Raw genomic sequence first — 18284 nt, 5'->3', positions numbered from 1 at the left:
ATATGCTTAAATAGCGCCATGGTACAAAACGACCCAAAACAAGAAATTCAAATGCTCGCCCAAACACACGGTTTTGCCTTGTGTGCCTTCACCCATCCGCAAGTTAATGCGATTGACCAAGAAGCTTTAGACAGATGGGTAGATGCGAAAATGTATGGTGACATGGATTATATGGGTGAAGAAATACGCACCCATAGGCGTAAAAACCCAGCGACCATGTTGGATGATATTCAAACCGTGATTTCTTTAGGCATGCCTTATTCTCCACCCAACCATAAACACGCAATCCCACAGCAAGGTATTATTGCCAGTTATGCCAGAGGTGATGACTACCACGAGCTGATGAAGAAAAAACTTAAAGCTTTGGCGCGAGATTTGGATGCACTGTTGGGTCAACATGGGCAACGCGTTTATGTGGATACAGCACCCGTGTTAGAACATGCACTGGCTGCCAAAGGTGGTCTGGCATGGCAAGGTAAACACTCACTGAGCATTAACCGTGAATATGGCTCTTGGTTTTTTTTGGCTGAGCTTTTCACCACAGCGAACATTGAACCTGACACCGAAGCAACATTGCACTGCGGCACATGCACCGATTGTATACCCGCTTGCCCCACAGGTGCCATTGTCTCACCTTATGTGGTGGATGCGCGTCTTTGTATTTCGTATTTAACCATTGAATTTAAAGGTTTTATCCCTGAGAACTTACGCAAAGCTATGGGCAATCGAATTTTTGGTTGTGATGATTGCCAAACAATTTGCCCTTGGAACAGTAAAGTTAAAGCACCATCAAACGATTTCCTCAAACCACGTGAGGATACATTTTTGCCAGAGCTTGCTATGCTTCTGTCCTTAGACGATGAAGGTTTTCGCCAAATGTTTCGCAAATCCGCCATCAAAAGAACCAAGCGTGCGGGGCTGTTGCGCAATGTATGCATTGCCATGGGTAATAGTGGTGACGTAAGTTTTGTACCGCAACTGCTTGGTGTTTTGGATGACAATGAACCTTTGATTCGTGGTCATGCCGTGTGGGCACTGGGGCAACTTGCAAGCCAACAGCAAGATGTTCAAAAACATATACAGTTATTGAAAGAAAAAGAACAACATAATGAAATATTGGCTGAAATCGCCAGTTTTGAGAGGAAAACATGAGTAATAACAAGAAACCCATTAAAGCATTCATTTTTGATTTGGACGGCACATTGATTGATGCTCTTCCCGATATCCGTGCTAATGCAAACCGTGCCTTAAAAAAACTGGGTTATGACTTTCAAATGACCACAAAAGAAACCCAACCCCATGTTGGCGGCGGCGCTCAAAAACTTGCTTCAAACGTACTTGGTAAACCTATGAATCACCCTGATACCATGGCGATGTATCATGCATTCACTGATTTTTATGAGCAGCATCCAGCCGATGAAGGCAAAATGCTTCCTGGCGTGAAAGAAACGTTGGATACCCTACAAAGCAAAGGTTATAAAATGTGTATCGTGACTGCCAAACCTGCCAAAGCGCGCGTGAAAGTGACTGCCGCTTTAGGCCTTGATGGTTATATGACTTTGGCATTATCACCAGAAGATGGATTTCCAAAAAAACCAGCGCCTGATATGTTGTTAGAATGCTGTCGTGCAATGGGCGTTGACCACAGTGAAACCGTGATGGTTGGTGATACGCGTTTTGACGTTGAAGCTGGTTTTGCAGCGCAGTGTCATACTGTTGCTTTCGCAGAACATGGTTATCAAGATGTGCCTGCTGAATATGCAGATAAAGTGGTTAGCCTTCCACACTTCACGGATTTACTAAAACTTATCGGCTAAGTTTCATAAAGGTTTTCACCTTCTTTGGAGCATTTGCTCTCAGGCAAGGTATATTAAGGGGCTGCTGCATACTGCGCAAACCCTTACACCACTTGCAGGTGATTTTGCTATAGCTTTAGAATAATGGATTATAAGAGATGGCGGACTCATGTCTGCCATTTTTTATTTGCTAAAAATAAACACAAGGAGTGTAAAAATTGATCAAGTATCAAACTGAATTTGAAGGTTATTTAAAAACAATAAAACTTCATGCTAATGAAAACGTGGGTGGGGTTATCAAGTCGCTTAACAGCGTTTCCAAGCACTTGGGGCTCAATCTAAGCACTAAAAATCTTGGCTCGAATGAAGAAATAAATAATTTTGTAGAACAACTAACTCTGGCAGGCAAATTACCTCCCAAAGCTATCAAACAACATAAAGCTGCGATGCAGTATTATGTTAACATGGCAAATGGACTATAAAGAAGAGTAAGTTCACTGAGTATGCATTCAAACATGATTCGCAGAATAAAAGTTAAGGAAACCTTTTCCGCATAAGGTTACACTTGCGGCATGGCTCAAAAAGAAATGACATCCGGTATATACGGCATATTACCCGCCGACATTGAAACAGAACTTCTACTCGAAAAAGCAGAAGCTGCCATGCTTGGCGGCGTTTGCATCTTACAGCTTCGCGATAAAAAACAAGGGTTTAAACGTGGTCTCAAACGTGCCAAAGCGCTGCGCGAACTTACCCAAAAATATGATACTACACTTATCATCAATGATTCCATACAGCTTGCCTTAGAAAGTGCTGCGGATGGTGTGCATTTGGGTAAAGACGATGCCCCAGAGCTTGCCAAACTTCGCAGCCAAGCACCTGATGATTTTATTATTGGCATCACAGCCCGAGCCGATGCGCAATATGCCAAGTCTGCTCTGCAATATGGTGCAGATTATATATCTTTTGGTGCAGTGTTTGCATCACATACCAAATCGGATGTACCTGTGATTGGTGTGCCACGCCTAACCAAAGCTTGTGCCATGTTTCCCGATGCAAACATATGTGCAATCGGCGGCATTACCCTCGATAACCTAGTGATGATAAAAATGGCAGGTGCAACCTATGCGGCTGTGATTTCTAGTTTATTTGAAGGCTCAGCGCAGGATGTACAAACCAACGCAGAAAACATGGTAACATTGTGGAACAACGCCCCGTCTGCCTAAGTGTAGGCGGCTCAGATTCTTGCGCTGGTGCAGGGGTTCAGGCTGACTTGCGCGTATTTAACACTTTGGGTGTGCAAGGTTGTTCGGCAACCACCGCACTCACCGCACAAAACCCCAAAGAAATATTGCATATCCAAGCTTCTTCTATACCCCAGTTCCAAGCAGAACTTGAAGCAATCACCAGCTATTATGATGTAGCATGTATCAAAACGGGCATGTTATACGATCAAGACCATGTAGAAGCACTCATACCATTTATTAGCAATACACCATTCATTGTAGACCCTGTATTGATTGCATCATCAGGCCAATTGCTCTTTGAACAAACCACAGCTAAAACTTCCTATCAGAAGCTACTTCAACACAGCATGCTTTGGACACCAAACTTACAAGAAGCTGCTTATTTTTTAAGTCAAAAAAATCAAGACCCTATTGAAATAGCCTCCGCTTTGGTTTTAGCCTACCAAACCCCTGTATTACTCAAAGGAGGGCACGGGCAAGGCAATATATTACGCGATATTTTCTGCGATACCTACGGTAATATCGAAATATTTGAACATACTAAACAAAACATCTCACCCTTAAACCTACATGGCACAGGTTGTCGTCTAGCATCGGCAATTGCTGCATATTATGCTATGGATAGGAACCTGCTATCTGCCATTGAACAAGCCCACAATTGGTTACAATCTGACCTTTAACAAACCTTCAAACAAACGACCTTTATTTTTCTGTAAATAATGGTATATTCCGCAACCTTTTTTGCTGGAGGAAGTAAATGATTAAGTTATATTCAAGTGGCATTTCACCTGATTCACACCGTACACGTATTGTATTGGCTGAAAAAGAGTTGCCTGTTGAAACCTTTGAGTTGGATGAAGACAACCTCCCTTCCGATTTCATGAAAATCAACCCATATGGTAAATTACCAACCGTGATTGATCGTGACGTTGTGTTTTTTGAACCTTCTGTTGTCAATGAATACTTGGATGAACGCTACCCACACCCGCCACTTAAACCTGGTTCACCAGCAGAGCGCGCCCAAATGCGTTTGGCTGTAATGCGTATTGAAGAAGAAGTTTACCCATTACATTACAACTTGGTTCGTTTGAAGAAAAAATCTGAACCAAGCAAAAAAATGAAAGCATATTTGGCATCTTTAGATGGTTACTTGGCAAACCAAGTATTCTTCATTGGTGAACAATACTCACTTGCTGACATCTCATTGGCTCCTGTATTGTGGCGTTTAGAATCCAATGGTATCAGCACCATTGATTGGCCTAACCTTGAAGCATACATGGACAGAATTTTTGAACGCCCTGCATTTGAACGCTCATTATCTGAGCATGAGAAAATGCTGCGCGATAGTCTGTAGGCCTTTTATACAACGCATATAAAAGCCTACATTGTTGCAAAACATGTAGGCTTTTTTGTTTTCACACGGAGTTTTAATGACAACAGACATTCAATCACTCAAACCTGACTTATCACACCTCAAAGGTGTGCGTGTGATTGCTGCGATGTCTGGCGGCGTTGACTCTTCTGTTGTTGCCGCACTACTCAAAGAAGCCGGCGCTGATGTGATTGGTGTTTTTTTACACGTTTGGGACTACAACCGCGATGAAGTATCTGGACATGGTTCATGTTGCTCATTGGATGATGCTTATGATGCACGTCGCGTTTGCGACCAAATCGGCATTCCATTTTACAATATGGATATGCGTGAAAACTTTCGTGAGAATGTTATCAACCCTTTCATTGAAGACTATGAAACAGGACGCACCCCCAACCCTTGTGAACGTTGCAATCGGTTTGTGAAATTTGGCGCACTGCTCAATGCTGCAGATGAACTCGAAGCTAAATATGTCGCAACAGGGCATTATGTACAACGCAACGATGATGAAGAAGGGGTACATATTTACCGTGGCAACGACCAAATCAAAGACCAAAGTTATTTCTTAGCCACCACCAACAAACAGCAAGTTTCCAGGATTTTGTTTCCTGTAGGGCATTTGCAAAAAGATGGCACACGCATTTTAGCTCGCCACTATGATTTGATGACAGCTGAAAAACATGAGTCGCAAGACATTTGTTTCATCCCTGCTGGAAACCGCATTGCCTTTCTGAAAAAAGAAGGTGCTGAAGCAGGTTTTAGAGCTGGTGATATTATGGACCGCGAAGGTAATATTCTTGGTCGCCACCAAGGCATTGCACATTACACACTGGGGCAACGCAAAGGTTTAGGTTTACCCAATGGACCTTGGCACGTGGTCGAGTTAGATGGTGTAACTGCACGTGTGATTGTCGCCCCACCAGAAGATGCTTTGATTCGTGAAGTGAATGTCTCTGGAACCACTTGGTTGCGTCATATTAAAGCCGAAGAAAAAGTACTGTCCAAAGTACGCTATCAAATGCGCCCTTCACCATGCAAGATTCAAATGGATGGTAGCGATACCATACTTATTTTTGATGAACTACAGCGCCCCACAGCTCCAGGTCAAGTTGCCGCATTTTATGTGGGTGATGAACTGGTTGGTGGCGGCATTGTTTCATCCATCATCCAGTAGCCTCATTCTCCACAGCCGTTTTAAGACAACGTAATAAAGCCCTGCGCATCGTACCACCTGTTTGATAGCGTTTATCAGGCTCTTTTTGCAATGCTTTGTTAATAATACTTTTTACACATACGGGTAAATCACTGCGTACCATCAAAATATCTAAGTGTTTATCATTTACAATTTTATAAGAAATTGCTGCCAGCGAATCACCTTGAAATGGTTTCACACCTGTGAGCAACACATACATGGTGACACCCAATGAAAAAATATCTGAGCGCGAATCCACAGGTTGCCCATTCATTTGCTCTGGTGACATAAATGAGGGTGTACCCAAAATCATACCCGTCTTCGTGCGTCCTGATGAAGCAATACGCGCAATACCAAAGTCGGTGACTTTAACCGTACCACTTTCTTCATGATACATAATATTGGCAGGTTTTATATCCCTATGCACAATCTCTTTTTTCCCTGCATAATCCAAGGCATCGGCAATCTTGGCAATAATATTCAGCACCACAGGCACAGGTAATAAAGTATCCTTTTGTGAGAAATCACTTAATGATTTACCTTCGATATATTCCATGGCGATATAAGCAAGGTCATGGTCTTCTGCTGCATCATAAATGGTAACAATATTGGGGTGATTCAAGCGCCCTGCAGCACTGGCTTCATGAAAAAAGCGCTGCTCCACTTCTTTCACCTCAGTGCTTTCAAACTCTTCTGCCAATGCTAAAGTTTTCACGGCTACGACACGGTCAATTTTCGGGTCTCTACCCAGATAAACCGCACCCATAGCCCCTTTACCCAATTCTCTTTCCAAGACAAATCTACCCAACATAGGTTTTTCATCACCTTGGCTCAATAAGGAGGTAATCGTACTAAATTGCCCTGTACCCATGCTTGAAACATGCTGCATTTTTTCAGCGGAAACCATACGTTTGGCAACATCTTTAAAGTCAGCTTGTTGCTGTAAAATATATTGATACACCGCAACCGTATTGTTGAACTTACGCTTGCGCTCAAAGTCCAATGCCAAATTATAAAGTAAATCCAAACTAGCCTTAGTCATAGGAAGCTTTTGGAAACGTTCAAATGCTTGTTCCAACTTCCCTTTTTCCTGCAACATCAAACCAAGCTGCCTATTGACTTGCGCCATCTCTAAGGTTTGTTTGTGATGCATGATTTGCACAAGTTTTCGTATCAATACCAAAGATGCACCAACAAGCAATAACAGTATGTTTATGCCGCCATACAACCAAACCTGCTGGCCTAGAAGCATATATACTTCGCCTGCAAGCAAAAGCACCAATATAAATAAACTTAACAAAACACCCGTCATCAAACGTAATCTTGGTAAAGCAAAGATTAAATATAACACCAGCAATACAAACACCGCGAATACGACCCACAACATATTGGGCGACTGTATATAAACATCTTGATTTAATAAGCTGGTTACTGTGTGCGCCATCAGCTCTGCAGGCCCTGATAACGCACCAATGGGCGTGTAAATGGGCTGCAGTTGGTCTGGTGCATCCAAAAGCACCATTTTTCCCCGAAGCTGTTTGCTGACATCGCCAGACATCAGCTGCTGGTATGTATAGCGCTGAAACACTGAACTGGCTTCATCCAATGCGGTATAAAAATGTGGTAAAACCCGTTGTTTATCATCAAGGCGAATGTGTTTATTGGCCAATGTTACATACTGCATAGGTGCAAACACAATATCTTTAGCGCGTAGATTCATCATCTCAGCAGATAATAATAAAGGCAGACTTGCCACCCATGTTTGGGCATAAGTTTGTGCCAATTGCACGCTGCGTACGCGACCATCAGCAGCATCATACCAAGTCGATAAATAACCCAAGCCATACGCGCCCTTGGCTAAACGTTGCAATGGGAATGCATCAGTGTACACCACACCCCTTTCATAACGCTGCGGCATAAACCAAGTCATATCATATACATCTTGTTGCTGTTGCGCTTTCAATACCGATGATTTCAGGAAGTCAGGCAACTTAGAAAGTGGTTTGGTTATATAGAAAGGCAAATAAATATGTTTTGCCTTGTGAATTTCTTTAGCCAACAGGTTATCAATATCCAAATCATCACGCGCCATACCCACCAAACTGGTTAACGCTTTAATATCCGACTTGGGCTGTTCCATACCCTGCAAATAAGCTTCAATATTATCCAAATAACTCAGGCTAGAGTTAGCTTCACGCTTATCAAGCGGTATCAAAATGGAAATGCTTTTGCTCTTGGCTTCACGCACCACTGCTAACACATTGGCAATCACTTGTTTAAGCCGTATATCACTATCTTGCTGGCTAAGGTCATCAGCATAAATACTGACCAACACAATATTCTCCGCATGACTGGGATTTTTATGCACCAATTGCATACTATGATCATAAATAAACTGGTTCACCTGTGGAATGGGAGAAAAGTGCAACCACTGCATCACCAGCAATATCATCACCAGCAACACAATCCAAAACGTATTTTTCTTTAAAATAATACCCATGAACTCCTCAACAGCCAACACAGTAAGCAACCAATCACTGTCATTCCGCAAGCTACGTCACAATTTAAGGTAGTGTCTTTAAACCATAAAGGCAATCATTAACCCGTATAGTTAAGCACGATGCAATAAAAGCTTCTCGCGGTATTCCTCAGGGTCTTTGGTTTGTGTCATTGCCCCATCTCTTGGGTATAATGCATCAAATAAACGTGATACCCAAAAGCGCAATGCCGCCAAGCGCAATAAATCATGCAACGCCGATTTTTCAGCAGCCGTTAAAGCACGTTTGGATTCATAACCCTTCAAAAATGCTGCCATACGCGCTTTATCCTCATCACCAAACACAATGGCTTGTGCATTGATGGCAATCGCAATATCCATCACGTAAGCCGAGTTATGCGCATAATAAAAATCAATAACACCTGATACTTGGTTACCCTCAAACAAGATATTATCAACAAACAAATCCCCATGAATCACACCGCTAGGCAAATCTCCAACATGTTGTTGTTTTTGATATGCAAGTTCATCATTCAACAAGTCCAACGCATCTTGACCATAAGTTTTGGCGACATCCGCTTGCATGTCTGCAATGGTATCTTCAAGCCAAGTAAAATTTGTTGGATTTTCTCTGTGTTCAGCAAAATTGCTGCCTGCAACATGCAACGTAGCCAAAGCTCCAGCGGATGAAGCAAGCTGCGCTTCATTAAGAAAGTCCAGCGTTTCACCCGCTAAACACGACACTATGCAACCTTGTTTGATACCCTCTTCTGTATCCAAAGCAAAAATAAGCGTTCCATCTTTACGCACCATCACATCTGGGCTTTGCAAACCGTGGCTAGCCAAATGTTTCATCAAACGCATAAAGTATGGTAACTCTTGTGCATCCAAACGCTCAAAAACAGTCAGCACATATCGCTTACCATCTTGCATATCAATAAAGAAGTTGCTGTTTTCAATGCCTGCAGCAATACCTGTATAAGATTGCAACTTGCCTAAGCTATAATCTACAAGAATGGATTCAAAATTTTGTGTTGTAAGTTCTGTATAAACGGACATTGGACATTAAACCTTTTTGTTATTTCAAACGAAGCGCTGTTTCCATCACATGAGAACCATACGCCCGTGCTGCAAGCAATGCAGCTTCATCAATGCCTTCTGGCATACCTTCTTCGTTACCCGTGCGCACAGCCAAACCCCAGTGCAGACCAGCATATGCATAACCCGACAGTGAACGTGGAAAACCACAAACAAGCATGCCGTGCTCTAAAAAGTTTGCATGCAACGCAATCAATGTTTGCTCTACACCGCCACCTGCCCCACCATAACCACCATAGGTGGCAAAGACACCACCAATTTTACCTTCAAGTTCACCCGCCATCCACAGCTTTGAACCCGAATCAATCAACTGCTTCATTTGCCAAGCCATGCTTCCCATGTGCACAGGTGAACCAAAAATGAGCACGTCTGCTGCACACATATCATCAAGCCCAACATCAACAGTCTGCTTTAGAACTACATTTGCCACTTCATCTGCATCCGCCAGCGCTGCTTTAGCACCTGCTACAATGGCATCTGCGACAGCTTGTGTATGCATATAATCTGAGTGATAGGCAATCAATACCTGCATCAGGCATGCCCAATTTGTGTACTTAACTGACCACGTTCAATCCCAATACCATGCGCTGCCAATGTCCACTTATCTTCTGCTGGTGTATCAAAAACCAAAGTTGGTGTGGCATACCCCAGCAACCAGTCATTTTCTATCATTTCTTGCTCTAATTGCCCTGCACTCCACCCTGCATAACCCAGCAACAAAAGAAACTTCTCAGGGCCTTTGCCTTGTGCCAAATCCTCCAAAATATCTTTGGATGTTGTCAGGTATAAATCATCATGAATACGCATTGTAGAGTCATAAATCGTATGCTCAGCATGCAATACAAAACCACGGTATGTATCCACAGGACCTGCTTCATAGACCCATGTTTCACCAAATTTCATTTGTGCTTCACCTTTGCCCAGTGGCGTATCACAAAGACCCATATCATCCAATACATCAAACACACTGATACCCTGTGTTTTGTTTAATACCAAACCCATAGAACCTTCATCATCATGATGACAAAGCAAAACCACACTATCCTTAAACATAGGGTCAACCATTGAAGGTGTTGCTAGCAAAACTTTCCCAACCATATCTTCAATCATGATATACTCCGATATTGGCTTTGCGCCATTTCAATTGCAGCTATTAAACTAGTATAACTGATATTCCCAGTTCCTGCACGACTTAATGCCGTGCCATGGTCAACACTTGTACGAATAAAAGGTAGACCCAATGTCACATTAACCGTATCCCCAAAACTCAATGCCTTGATAGGAATCAAACCTTGATCATGATAACAACATACAATCGCATCATAATGCTGACGCATATCTGCTGAAAATAGCGTATCGGCAGGCAGTGGGCCATCAACCACAATACCCTGCTCAGCTAAAACATTTAAAGCAGGTGTCAGAATATCAATTTCTTCTTTGCCAAAATGACCTTGTTCCCCTGCATGAGGGTTTAAACCACACAATGCCAAACGTGGCTTTGGTATACCCATTTGCTGTTGCATGGTTTGATAAGTGATACGAATATTGGTGATGGTATCCGCTTGATTAAGCAAATCAGGCACCGCTTTAATCGCTACATGTGTGGTCAGCAGCGCAATGCGTACCACCTGTGATGCCAACATCATGACCACCCGCTCAACGCCTGCAATATCAGCTAGAAACTCCGTATGCCCAGGAAAGGCAAAACCGGCATCTTTTAAAACTGCCTTTTCAATCGGTGCTGTAATCAAACCTGCGGCTTGTTTACTTATACACATTTCTGCAGCAATACGAATACAACACACCACAGATTCAGCTTCTTCAACAGAAGGTTTACCAGCAATAACAACGCGCATTCCGTCATCTGTAGGGTCATAAACCCAAAGAATATCTCGCGCCACATCCCGTTCGAATGATGCATCACAGTCTAAAATTAGCATGGATAAACCCAAAACTTTCGCACGACTTGTAAGCCAACCACGTTTAGCAATCACAATAATATTGCGAAATATCTCAGGTTGAGCTTGAAATGCCAACAATACACAGTCTGGCCCTATACCTGCGGGTTCTCCCACAGTTAATACAAATGGTTTCATAATAATTTCTCTTCAATCACGCCTTTGATTACAACGTAACTTCTTTAACGATTTTCCAAGCTCTATCCTCTTGACGTAAAACAACCTGCTTACAATCACGCTCTTCCAGCCGGTTGGACTTAAAGTTTTGGCCAAGAACAAAACTCTCCTCATCTGCACTGGGGCTCACTTCAACCTCAACAGTTTCAATAACCAAACGAATATCTTGGTGTTGGGGTACAACAGCTTGCTTATACTTTTTCCATTGCACAAAACTTACACACTTCGTATTGGGTAAAACATGATTATCATAAGCTGCAAAATAAGCTTGCATATCCTTGTGCTACCATGCCATCAAAACTTTTAGCCTCAGCTTGTGCTTTTTCTGCAACCCCATCTTCAGTGGTTTCAGCGGGTAACTGTTAGCTCTGACCCGCAACACCCATCACTACTTTTCAGTCTGTGCTGTAGGCAATAAGTCTTTACAGCTCATCTCTTTAATTTGTGCTTGTTCTTTCAGACTGTTTAACCATCGTGGAACTTGCTGCTGCATTTCAGCCTCAATCAAACGCTGCTCAATTTCAGCTTTACGTGCCTCAAATGCATTGGGATTCACTTTTCGTTTTTCCACCACACGTATGATATGTAAACCAAACTGTGTCTCTACCACACCGCTTGTTTCACCAGCTTTCATAGTAAAAACCACTTGATCAAATGCTGGAACCATCTGTCCAGGTTTAAACCATCCCAAATCACCGCCTCGTGATGCACTTGGTCCTTGTGACAGCTCTTTTGCCCGAACAGCAAAAGCCTTATCAGAAACACCTTGCATTTCTTTAGCAATTTTCTCAGCACGTTGTCTGATTTTCATCTGTGTATTCATATCAGCACTATCAGGAACCTTAATCAAAATATGTCGTGCATGTACCTCTTCATAAGCTTCCGTGCTTTGCGGTTTACGCATACGTTCATCTGTTACTTTAAGAATGTGAAAACCACCAGAAGAGCGAATCACATCGGTTAACTCACCCACTTTAAGCGAAAACACTTGTGCAAAAGCTCCTTTTACTGCCCCAGGTGAAACCCAGCCCATATCACCACCTGATGTCGAGTCAGGCGCATCAGACTCCAAAGTAACCATACGTGTAAAATCAGCACCCGATTTTAACTGCTGATATAAGGCATTCACCCGCTGCCGAGTTGCTTCCACTGCCGCTGAATCTGCTTCTGCTGGCAGAGCGATAAACAACTGCGCAACACGTACTTCACGCGCAGGTTTAGGGTTCTTTAAATGTTTACGATAATACTCACGCATAGCCTCTTCACTGATGCTAATTTTTGAGCGCACAGCAATATTCATCAATCGTGAGTTCAACAGTCTATCTTTTAATGTTTGGCGATAGTTATCAACATCAATACCTTGTGCCCGTAACACACTTTCCAATTGCCCAGGCTCAAGTTTATTTCGTTTTTCAACATCCGCCATAGCTGCTTCAACTTCTTCAGCGCCAACCTTTATTTCAAGGTTTTGTGCTTCTTGGTGTTGCAGTGCTCGCATCACGCGTGCATCTAAACTGCGCTGATAAATAACGCTATCACTGGGCAATGCAATGCCCTGCTGAACCAACTGGTCTTTTAAAGTTTTCTCAGCTTGCTCAACCTCATAACAAGTAACCACCTCACCATTCACCACAGCCGCAATCGCATCCAAGCGCTCAGCATACGCTGGTGCCGAAACAAACATAACAAACATCAAACCCAAAATACTTCTCTTACTAATCAAAACAAACCTCACAAAATTATCCATCACCAAAGCTACCTAGACCATCAAATTCGAGCAAGATGCGCGTGCCAATATCACTTTCACCATTACTACCAGCCAAATAATTTTGATACCTTTCCACACCCAAACGCCAGCATGCATGTTCATACTTCAAACCCGCAATAGCTTGAAGCGTATAGCTTCTTAACAAGTCATATTGAACTGAAGCATATGTATGCCAACGCTGGTTTAGCTGTGCTTGCCCACTTACATTCAGTGACTCCAAAGCACTGGAGTGGCTGGCTTTGGTGCGCTGCCATGAGGCAGCCAAATATTGCTGCTGCTCACCAGACCAGCGCATACTAGCATGAGACTCCACCCAATCATTCAATTTAGGGTCGTGCTGCCCCCCTACTGATAACCGTGTTTGCACACTAGGCAGCCAACTTATTTCTGCCAATACATTCGACACGCGATTGGCAGGCGGCACATCAACACCTGCATCCACCGATGTTTGCAAATCATCCCACACTAAACCCAATTGTCCTTCAAGCACCCTGCGCACATTCAACTGTTCACTTTTGTGTTCCAATGATGTCTCTAACAAAAGACTTACCCGTTGCATACGCTCAAACCTATCCCAACCTGAGTAACGATTACCTTGCAGGATATTGGTAATACTTAAAGGCAATAGAACCGAGTCATACCTTGGTATATCTGCTTGATTGGGTGAAGCCGATACATCAATACGCAAAACAGGTTTAATTTCATGCCGCCATTGTTGTTCTCCAAACACGCGCTCAAACGGTGCTTCAAGCTGTAAACTAGAAGCTACCGCCGCATACGATGTTGTTTGGGATGTAAAGTTTTGTGTATCATAACCCACAACTTGCCCTTGAACACCCCAAAAAACCGATACTGCACCACCTTGCATATACCAGGGTATGGTGAGTGAAGACTTTACGCCTGAGCGAAGCCCTGAAAAACCAGAAATCCTATCAAATCGGGTTGTTTGTTGTTGCACAGATAATTGTGAGGACAAACCAATATCAAAATAATGTTGGGTGTCAAAACGCGGTAAGGTTTGCAATGTGGCATCATTACTTAAACCACCCAAACGTTGCTGGTATCTCGTGCTCAACGTTGCACTATCCCGACCTTCTTTCCAGCTTAAAGCAGCAGTACTGGTCAAATATGCTTTGGAAACATTTTCGCCTAACAAAGGAAAGTCTGCAACATACAAACCATCATCTTTCGTAATTGCATCAATATTAATATTTGCCTGAATAGCAGGGCTGATCTGCCAGGCTACATCACTAAGCAACCGCCCCCGTTGCGTTTGTGTTTGCTCATCATAAATACTTTGTAATCGAACCGAAGCTTTATATTGATTCGACATATATCGCCATTCAATATCTGACATCATGCCCCGTTTGGACATCCAATGCGGCTGCAACATCACATCCCAATTGGGTGCACCTGCCCAATAAAAAGGTAATGTAAATTCAGACCCCCGCCGACTACTATTCGAAACCTTAGGCATCAAAAATCCTGAACGGCGGCTCAGCGCCTGCCGCCAAACAGGCGCATACAACACGGGTACACCACCCAGTTCAAACCAAGCACCTTTCGCCGTAAACAAACCTTCTTCTTTATCTAGGCTTGCTTCATCCGCAACAATTGACCATGCCCACTCATCTTCTGGGCAGGTACTAAACTCTACATTTTCACCTTTGAATGTTTCAAGGTCGATACGTTGCAAACGTTCACCTTTGAGGGTGTAACCATCAAAATACACTGTAGCTTGTTGTAAAACACCAGCTTGAGAATCTGCATCAACACGCAAATGCTCAGCTTTAATCCGAATATCTTTGCCTTCAAGCTGCACTTGACCTGATGCCGAAATTTGCCCATAACTGTCTTGCTGTATTTGATCAGCAACCATGGTTGCTGCACTTGCATATACAGGCAGCAAACATAAACCAACAACAATAAGGCTGCGCACAACCACCTACTTAGGCGGGTTTCCGCGCAAACCCTAAATAGTTCACATTCAAATTGTGCGATAAATAGAACTGCCCCAATAACATCCGATAGCTCAACCCCTGCATATCTTGCTCTTCTAAACCAGCATGACGAACCGCCTGAACCATTTCTGATGGGCGAATAAATTTATTGTATTGGTGCGTTCCCTTAGGCAACCAACCCATAATATACTCAGCACCAATGATAGCTTTAAGGTAACACTCTGGCGTACGATTTAATGTGGCAAAGAAAAACAAACCATCAGGCTTGAGCATATCGGCACACGCTTGAACTGCCCGCTCCACATCTGGCACATGCTCCAACACCTCTAAACAAGTCACCACATCATAGGTACCCTGATGTGTTTCGGCCCATGTTTCCGCATCATTTTCTTGATAGTCCACTTGAACACCTGACTGCTCCGCATGAACAGCAGCAACACTTAATGCCTTAGGTGAACGGTCAATACCTGTCACCTCAGCACCACGGGCTGCCATGCTTTCAGCAAGCAAACCTCCACCGCAACCCACATCCAAAACTTTGGCAGCGCTTAAATCCACGCGTTGTGCAATATAATCCAAACGTAAGGGGTTAATTTGATGCAAAGGTTTAAACCGACCATCCGGATCCCACCATTCTGTAGCAATGGCTTCAAAGCGTTTAATTTCTTCAGGATCTACATATATTGAACTCATGCACAAATGATGATATAAAATCTTATAAACACAATATTTATCATTCCTGCTCTCATCATAATACCCACAAACTTACAACTTTGCCTGTAACACATCCTGCTCAACAATCGACAACCAATACATAGCTTGCTGCATACTTTTAAACGGTCGAATCGTCACCCGTTCTCCACGACTTGCCATAAACAAACGTACAAAACCAAAAGCCAACGTGCTACGCACTACAATCGCTATTTTTGCACCTTCAGGCAAAACTGGCCCATGTTTAAACAACAACCCCAATGAACGTATTCTTTTAATTGGCGCAGCTTTTAAACTTACCCCCATCTCCGCCAAATTCACCAGCGCTTTGTCACAATGTTCAATACCAGATACTGCTTTTAAACTTGGATAATATTGATCAATATCCGCTGCAGTTATCATACCCTGACCTTCTACATACAATAACTGTTTCTCATGGTTTATATGAATGCTAAAGCTCATGCTGTTCCATCCATTGCAATACCGAACCTAAGGTTACAAAAGAACCTAAAACAAGAAAGCGCCCCGAAGTTATAGCTTTTGTTTCCGCTTGCAATGCATCTTCCAATGAAGTGTAGGTATGTTTTCCATGACCTGTCATCACCACCATTTTATGTGTAAATGGCTTCAGTTTCGGCACACAATCGCTCAAATCTCTATCTTGCCTTGTGCATAAAATAATCGCATCAAATATATACCCTAATGATGCAAGTGTAGGCAACAAACTTTGAATAGCATGGCTATTGTGTGCCGCATCCAACCAGAAAGTATGCTGCAAATAGGTACATACCTGCAAACGACCTGCAATATTCGTTTGTTTCAACACCTGCAAACAACCATTCAAGTCCAATGATATAAATGCATGATGATTACATTGAAGCTGCTGCAATACCTGCCAAGCCACCCCTGCATTTTCTTGTTGGTGCATACCCAACATTGCCAAGGGTTCAACCAAAGGTTTAGCCTCAATAATATTGCAATCCAGATTCGATAAAACCTGTTTCACTTCTGATGTCTGAGGTGCGCTGACCTTAAGTGTACAACCTTGAAAAACATATGCCTTATCTTGTGCAATTGATATCAAATCATCACCTAACCAATCTTGATGATCCAAAGCAATAGGTGTCAAAACACCCACATCTGCAGGCACTGCCGTGGTTGCATCCAATTTTGCTCCCACACCGGCTTCTAAAATTTCTACATCCACCTGCTGCATACTAAAGTGACTCAATGCCAGCACTGTCGCTGTTTCAAAATAAGAGGCACCAACATCCAATGCCAACGGCATAATCTTCGCCATAAGATGTGTGAGTTGCGCATTGGAAATTGAAATACCTTGGATGCGCATACGCTCATGAAACTGTTGAATATGCGGCGAAGTATAAAGGCCAACTTTATACCCGCAGGTTTGTAAACCTTGGGCTAAGAAATGTGCCGTTGAACCCTTACCATTGGTGCCTGCCACACGAATACGCAGCAGTGGGCGCTGAAAAGGTAAACCTTCTTTTTTCGCTGCATCAAGCAGCATTTGAACACGTTCATGTCCTGGTAAATAGTTTCGATCAGCACTGGGCAAACCCAATGCTTCTAACCAAGCCTCAACAGAGCGAGGCTTATCTTGTGTCATGATTTAATGCGTTTGCCGGTAAGCTCTTGCCATCATATGGTCAAACAATGTTTTGAGGTATGTGCGCTGTTCGCGACGATCAACCACAGCATCTACCAAACCATGCTCAAGCAAAAATTCTGCGCGTTGAAAACCTTCGGGCAACTCTTCTGCCACAGTTTCTTGAATCACTCTTGGTCCTGCAAAACCAATCAAAGCACCGGGTTCAGCAATAATCACATCACCCAGCCATGCAACTGACGCAGACACACCACCCATGGTTGGGTCTGTCAGTAAACAAACGAACGGAAGCTTGGCTTCATTCAATTTATTAACCACAGACGATGTTTTCGCCATTTGCATCAATGACAAAATGCCTTCCTGCATACGTGCACCACCAGATGCGGTAACCAATAAGTATGGGCAGCCACGTTCAAGCGCACGCTCCATACCCAAAACTATTTTTTCACCCACAACCGACCCCATGCTTCCACCCATATAGGCAAATTCAAACATGGTCACTGAAGTCGTCACGCCTTCAATATCACCTAAATAATTACGTGCCGCATCATTTTTTCCCGCCTTTTTATTGGCAGCTTTAATACGGTCACTGTAACGTTTTTGATCTTTAAATTGCAAAATATCTTTAGAAAACAAATGGGTATCACATTCATCATAGCTGTCTGCATCAAACAAAAAAGACGCACGATCCGCTGTAGGTAGGCGTAAATGTTGATTGCAACGCGGGCATACCATGTCAGAGCGCATTAACTCTTTATTATACAAAGTATCCGCACAACCTGGACATTTAATCCATAAACCATCAGGTGTATCACTATCTTTACTTGAACCCAAAATACTTTTAGGTCGCTCAATTAAACGGGTTAACCAACTCATATAA

General features: G+C 43.0%; 19 protein-coding genes. 7 read left to right on the top strand and 12 right to left on the bottom strand.

Going from position 1 to position 18284, the window contains the following annotated elements; translation table 11 throughout:
• Positions 1–18: 18 nt before the first annotated feature.
• The 7 genes from queG (at position 19) to mnmA (ending at position 5589) form a co-directional block, all read left to right on the top strand.
• On the top strand, positions 19–1152 hold the full coding sequence (gene queG / locus DM09_RS06100; protein WP_038248720.1) for a tRNA epoxyqueuosine(34) reductase QueG: 1134 nt from the start codon (positions 19–21) through the stop codon (positions 1150–1152).
• Positions 1149–1817 (top strand): HAD family hydrolase, encoded by a 669-nt coding sequence (locus DM09_RS06095; protein WP_038248717.1) that lies wholly within the window; start codon positions 1149–1151, stop codon positions 1815–1817. Before queG ends, DM09_RS06095 begins: the two co-directional genes overlap by 4 nt.
• A gap of 197 nt (positions 1818–2014) precedes the next feature.
• A complete protein-coding gene (locus DM09_RS06090) occupies positions 2015–2278 on the top strand; it encodes a hypothetical protein (protein WP_038248714.1) in 264 nt (87 codons plus the stop codon).
• Between the two features lie 90 nt (positions 2279–2368).
• A complete protein-coding gene (gene thiE / locus DM09_RS06085) occupies positions 2369–3022 on the top strand; it encodes a thiamine phosphate synthase (RefSeq protein ID WP_038248713.1) in 654 nt (217 codons plus the stop codon).
• Positions 2998–3723 carry a hydroxymethylpyrimidine/phosphomethylpyrimidine kinase gene (locus DM09_RS06080; RefSeq protein ID WP_051938244.1) on the top strand — a complete coding sequence of 242 codons (726 nt, stop codon included), beginning with the start codon at positions 2998–3000 and terminating at the stop codon, positions 3721–3723. The genes thiE and DM09_RS06080 overlap by 25 nt, the downstream gene beginning before the upstream one ends.
• A gap of 77 nt (positions 3724–3800) precedes the next feature.
• Positions 3801–4397 carry a glutathione S-transferase family protein gene (locus tag DM09_RS06075; RefSeq protein ID WP_038248708.1) on the top strand — a complete coding sequence of 199 codons (597 nt, stop codon included), beginning with the start codon at positions 3801–3803 and terminating at the stop codon, positions 4395–4397.
• 76 nt (positions 4398–4473) lie between these two features.
• Positions 4474–5589: a tRNA 2-thiouridine(34) synthase MnmA gene (mnmA, locus tag DM09_RS06070; RefSeq protein ID WP_051938243.1), complete on the top strand. Its 1116-nt coding sequence runs from the start codon at positions 4474–4476 to the stop codon at positions 5587–5589.
• On the opposite strand, the gene DM09_RS06065 is transcribed toward mnmA, so the two are convergent.
• The 12 genes from DM09_RS06065 to accD all read right to left on the bottom strand — a co-directional run bounded on the left by DM09_RS06065 (position 5579) and on the right by accD (position 18280).
• Positions 5579–8107: a protein kinase domain-containing protein gene (locus tag DM09_RS06065; RefSeq protein ID WP_051938242.1), complete on the bottom strand. Its 2529-nt coding sequence runs from the start codon at positions 8105–8107 to the stop codon at positions 5579–5581. The genes mnmA and DM09_RS06065 overlap by 11 nt on opposite strands.
• Before the next feature lie 111 nt (positions 8108–8218).
• Positions 8219–9163 carry a homoserine kinase gene (locus tag DM09_RS06060; protein WP_038248705.1) on the bottom strand — a complete coding sequence of 315 codons (945 nt, stop codon included), beginning with the start codon at positions 9161–9163 and terminating at the stop codon, positions 8219–8221.
• 19 nt (positions 9164–9182) lie between these two features.
• Positions 9183–9734, bottom strand: a complete 552-nt coding sequence (locus DM09_RS06055) for a flavodoxin family protein (RefSeq protein ID WP_038248702.1) — start codon at positions 9732–9734, stop codon at positions 9183–9185.
• Positions 9734–10312: a YqgE/AlgH family protein gene (locus DM09_RS06050; RefSeq protein WP_318024149.1), complete on the bottom strand. Its 579-nt coding sequence runs from the start codon at positions 10310–10312 to the stop codon at positions 9734–9736. The genes DM09_RS06055 and DM09_RS06050 overlap by 1 nt, the downstream gene beginning before the upstream one ends.
• Entirely contained in the window at positions 10309–11298 is a 990-nt protein-coding gene (gene pdxA, locus DM09_RS06045; RefSeq protein WP_038248700.1) for a 4-hydroxythreonine-4-phosphate dehydrogenase PdxA, read from the bottom strand. The genes DM09_RS06050 and pdxA overlap by 4 nt, the downstream gene beginning before the upstream one ends.
• Before the next feature lie 28 nt (positions 11299–11326).
• A complete protein-coding gene (locus DM09_RS06040) occupies positions 11327–11611 on the bottom strand; it encodes a L,D-transpeptidase Cds6 family protein (protein ID WP_038248698.1) in 285 nt (94 codons plus the stop codon).
• Positions 11612–11725: 114 nt separating this feature from the next.
• Positions 11726–13084, bottom strand: coding sequence for a peptidylprolyl isomerase (locus DM09_RS06035; protein WP_232507773.1), 1359 nt, complete (start codon positions 13082–13084; stop codon positions 11726–11728).
• Positions 13077–15044 (bottom strand): LPS-assembly protein LptD, encoded by a 1968-nt coding sequence (locus DM09_RS06030; protein ID WP_157753624.1) that lies wholly within the window; start codon positions 15042–15044, stop codon positions 13077–13079. The genes DM09_RS06035 and DM09_RS06030 overlap by 8 nt, the downstream gene beginning before the upstream one ends.
• A gap of 10 nt (positions 15045–15054) precedes the next feature.
• On the bottom strand, positions 15055–15759 hold the full coding sequence (gene ubiG, locus DM09_RS06025; RefSeq protein ID WP_038248693.1) for a bifunctional 2-polyprenyl-6-hydroxyphenol methylase/3-demethylubiquinol 3-O-methyltransferase UbiG: 705 nt from the start codon (positions 15757–15759) through the stop codon (positions 15055–15057).
• A 72-nt stretch (positions 15760–15831) separates the two neighbouring features.
• Positions 15832–16239 (bottom strand): hypothetical protein, encoded by a 408-nt coding sequence (locus DM09_RS06020; RefSeq protein ID WP_038248690.1) that lies wholly within the window; start codon positions 16237–16239, stop codon positions 15832–15834.
• Positions 16229–17404, bottom strand: a complete 1176-nt coding sequence (locus DM09_RS06015) for a bifunctional folylpolyglutamate synthase/dihydrofolate synthase (protein WP_051938239.1) — start codon at positions 17402–17404, stop codon at positions 16229–16231. The genes DM09_RS06020 and DM09_RS06015 overlap by 11 nt, the downstream gene beginning before the upstream one ends.
• Before the next feature lie 3 nt (positions 17405–17407).
• Entirely contained in the window at positions 17408–18280 is an 873-nt protein-coding gene (gene accD, locus DM09_RS06010; protein WP_038248688.1) for an acetyl-CoA carboxylase, carboxyltransferase subunit beta, read from the bottom strand.
• Positions 18281–18284 lie beyond the last annotated feature (4 nt).

The sequence above is a fragment of the Ghiorsea bivora genome (assembly GCF_000744415.1).
GTDB lineage: Bacteria > Pseudomonadota > Zetaproteobacteria > Mariprofundales > Mariprofundaceae > Ghiorsea > Ghiorsea bivora.
The sequence above is the reverse complement of the archived record's forward strand: the minus strand, read 5'-3'. Positions and strand labels throughout refer to the sequence as shown.

Coding starts and splice junctions, on each gene's coding strand:
- pdxA (WP_038248700.1), bottom strand. CDS start 11,298: ATGAAACCATTTGTATTAACTGTGGGAGAACCCGCAGGTATAGGGCCA.
- DM09_RS06065 (WP_051938242.1), bottom strand. CDS start 8,107: ATGGGTATTATTTTAAAGAAAAATACGTTTTGGATTGTGTTGCTGGTG.
- DM09_RS06015 (WP_051938239.1), bottom strand. CDS start 17,404: ATGACACAAGATAAGCCTCGCTCTGTTGAGGCTTGGTTAGAAGCATTG.
- thiE (WP_038248713.1), top strand. CDS start 2,369: ATGGCTCAAAAAGAAATGACATCCGGTATATACGGCATATTACCCGCC.
- DM09_RS06020 (WP_038248690.1), bottom strand. CDS start 16,239: ATGAGCTTTAGCATTCATATAAACCATGAGAAACAGTTATTGTATGTA.
- mnmA (WP_051938243.1), top strand. CDS start 4,474: ATGACAACAGACATTCAATCACTCAAACCTGACTTATCACACCTCAAA.
- DM09_RS06040 (WP_038248698.1), bottom strand. CDS start 11,611: ATGCAAGCTTATTTTGCAGCTTATGATAATCATGTTTTACCCAATACG.
- accD (WP_038248688.1), bottom strand. CDS start 18,280: ATGAGTTGGTTAACCCGTTTAATTGAGCGACCTAAAAGTATTTTGGGT.
- DM09_RS06095 (WP_038248717.1), top strand. CDS start 1,149: ATGAGTAATAACAAGAAACCCATTAAAGCATTCATTTTTGATTTGGAC.
- DM09_RS06075 (WP_038248708.1), top strand. CDS start 3,801: ATGATTAAGTTATATTCAAGTGGCATTTCACCTGATTCACACCGTACA.
- DM09_RS06060 (WP_038248705.1), bottom strand. CDS start 9,163: ATGTCCGTTTATACAGAACTTACAACACAAAATTTTGAATCCATTCTT.
- DM09_RS06035 (WP_232507773.1), bottom strand. CDS start 13,084: ATGGATAATTTTGTGAGGTTTGTTTTGATTAGTAAGAGAAGTATTTTG.
- ubiG (WP_038248693.1), bottom strand. CDS start 15,759: ATGAGTTCAATATATGTAGATCCTGAAGAAATTAAACGCTTTGAAGCC.
- DM09_RS06055 (WP_038248702.1), bottom strand. CDS start 9,734: ATGCAGGTATTGATTGCCTATCACTCAGATTATATGCATACACAAGCT.
- queG (WP_038248720.1), top strand. CDS start 19: ATGGTACAAAACGACCCAAAACAAGAAATTCAAATGCTCGCCCAAACA.
- DM09_RS06050 (WP_318024149.1), bottom strand. CDS start 10,312: ATGATTGAAGATATGGTTGGGAAAGTTTTGCTAGCAACACCTTCAATG.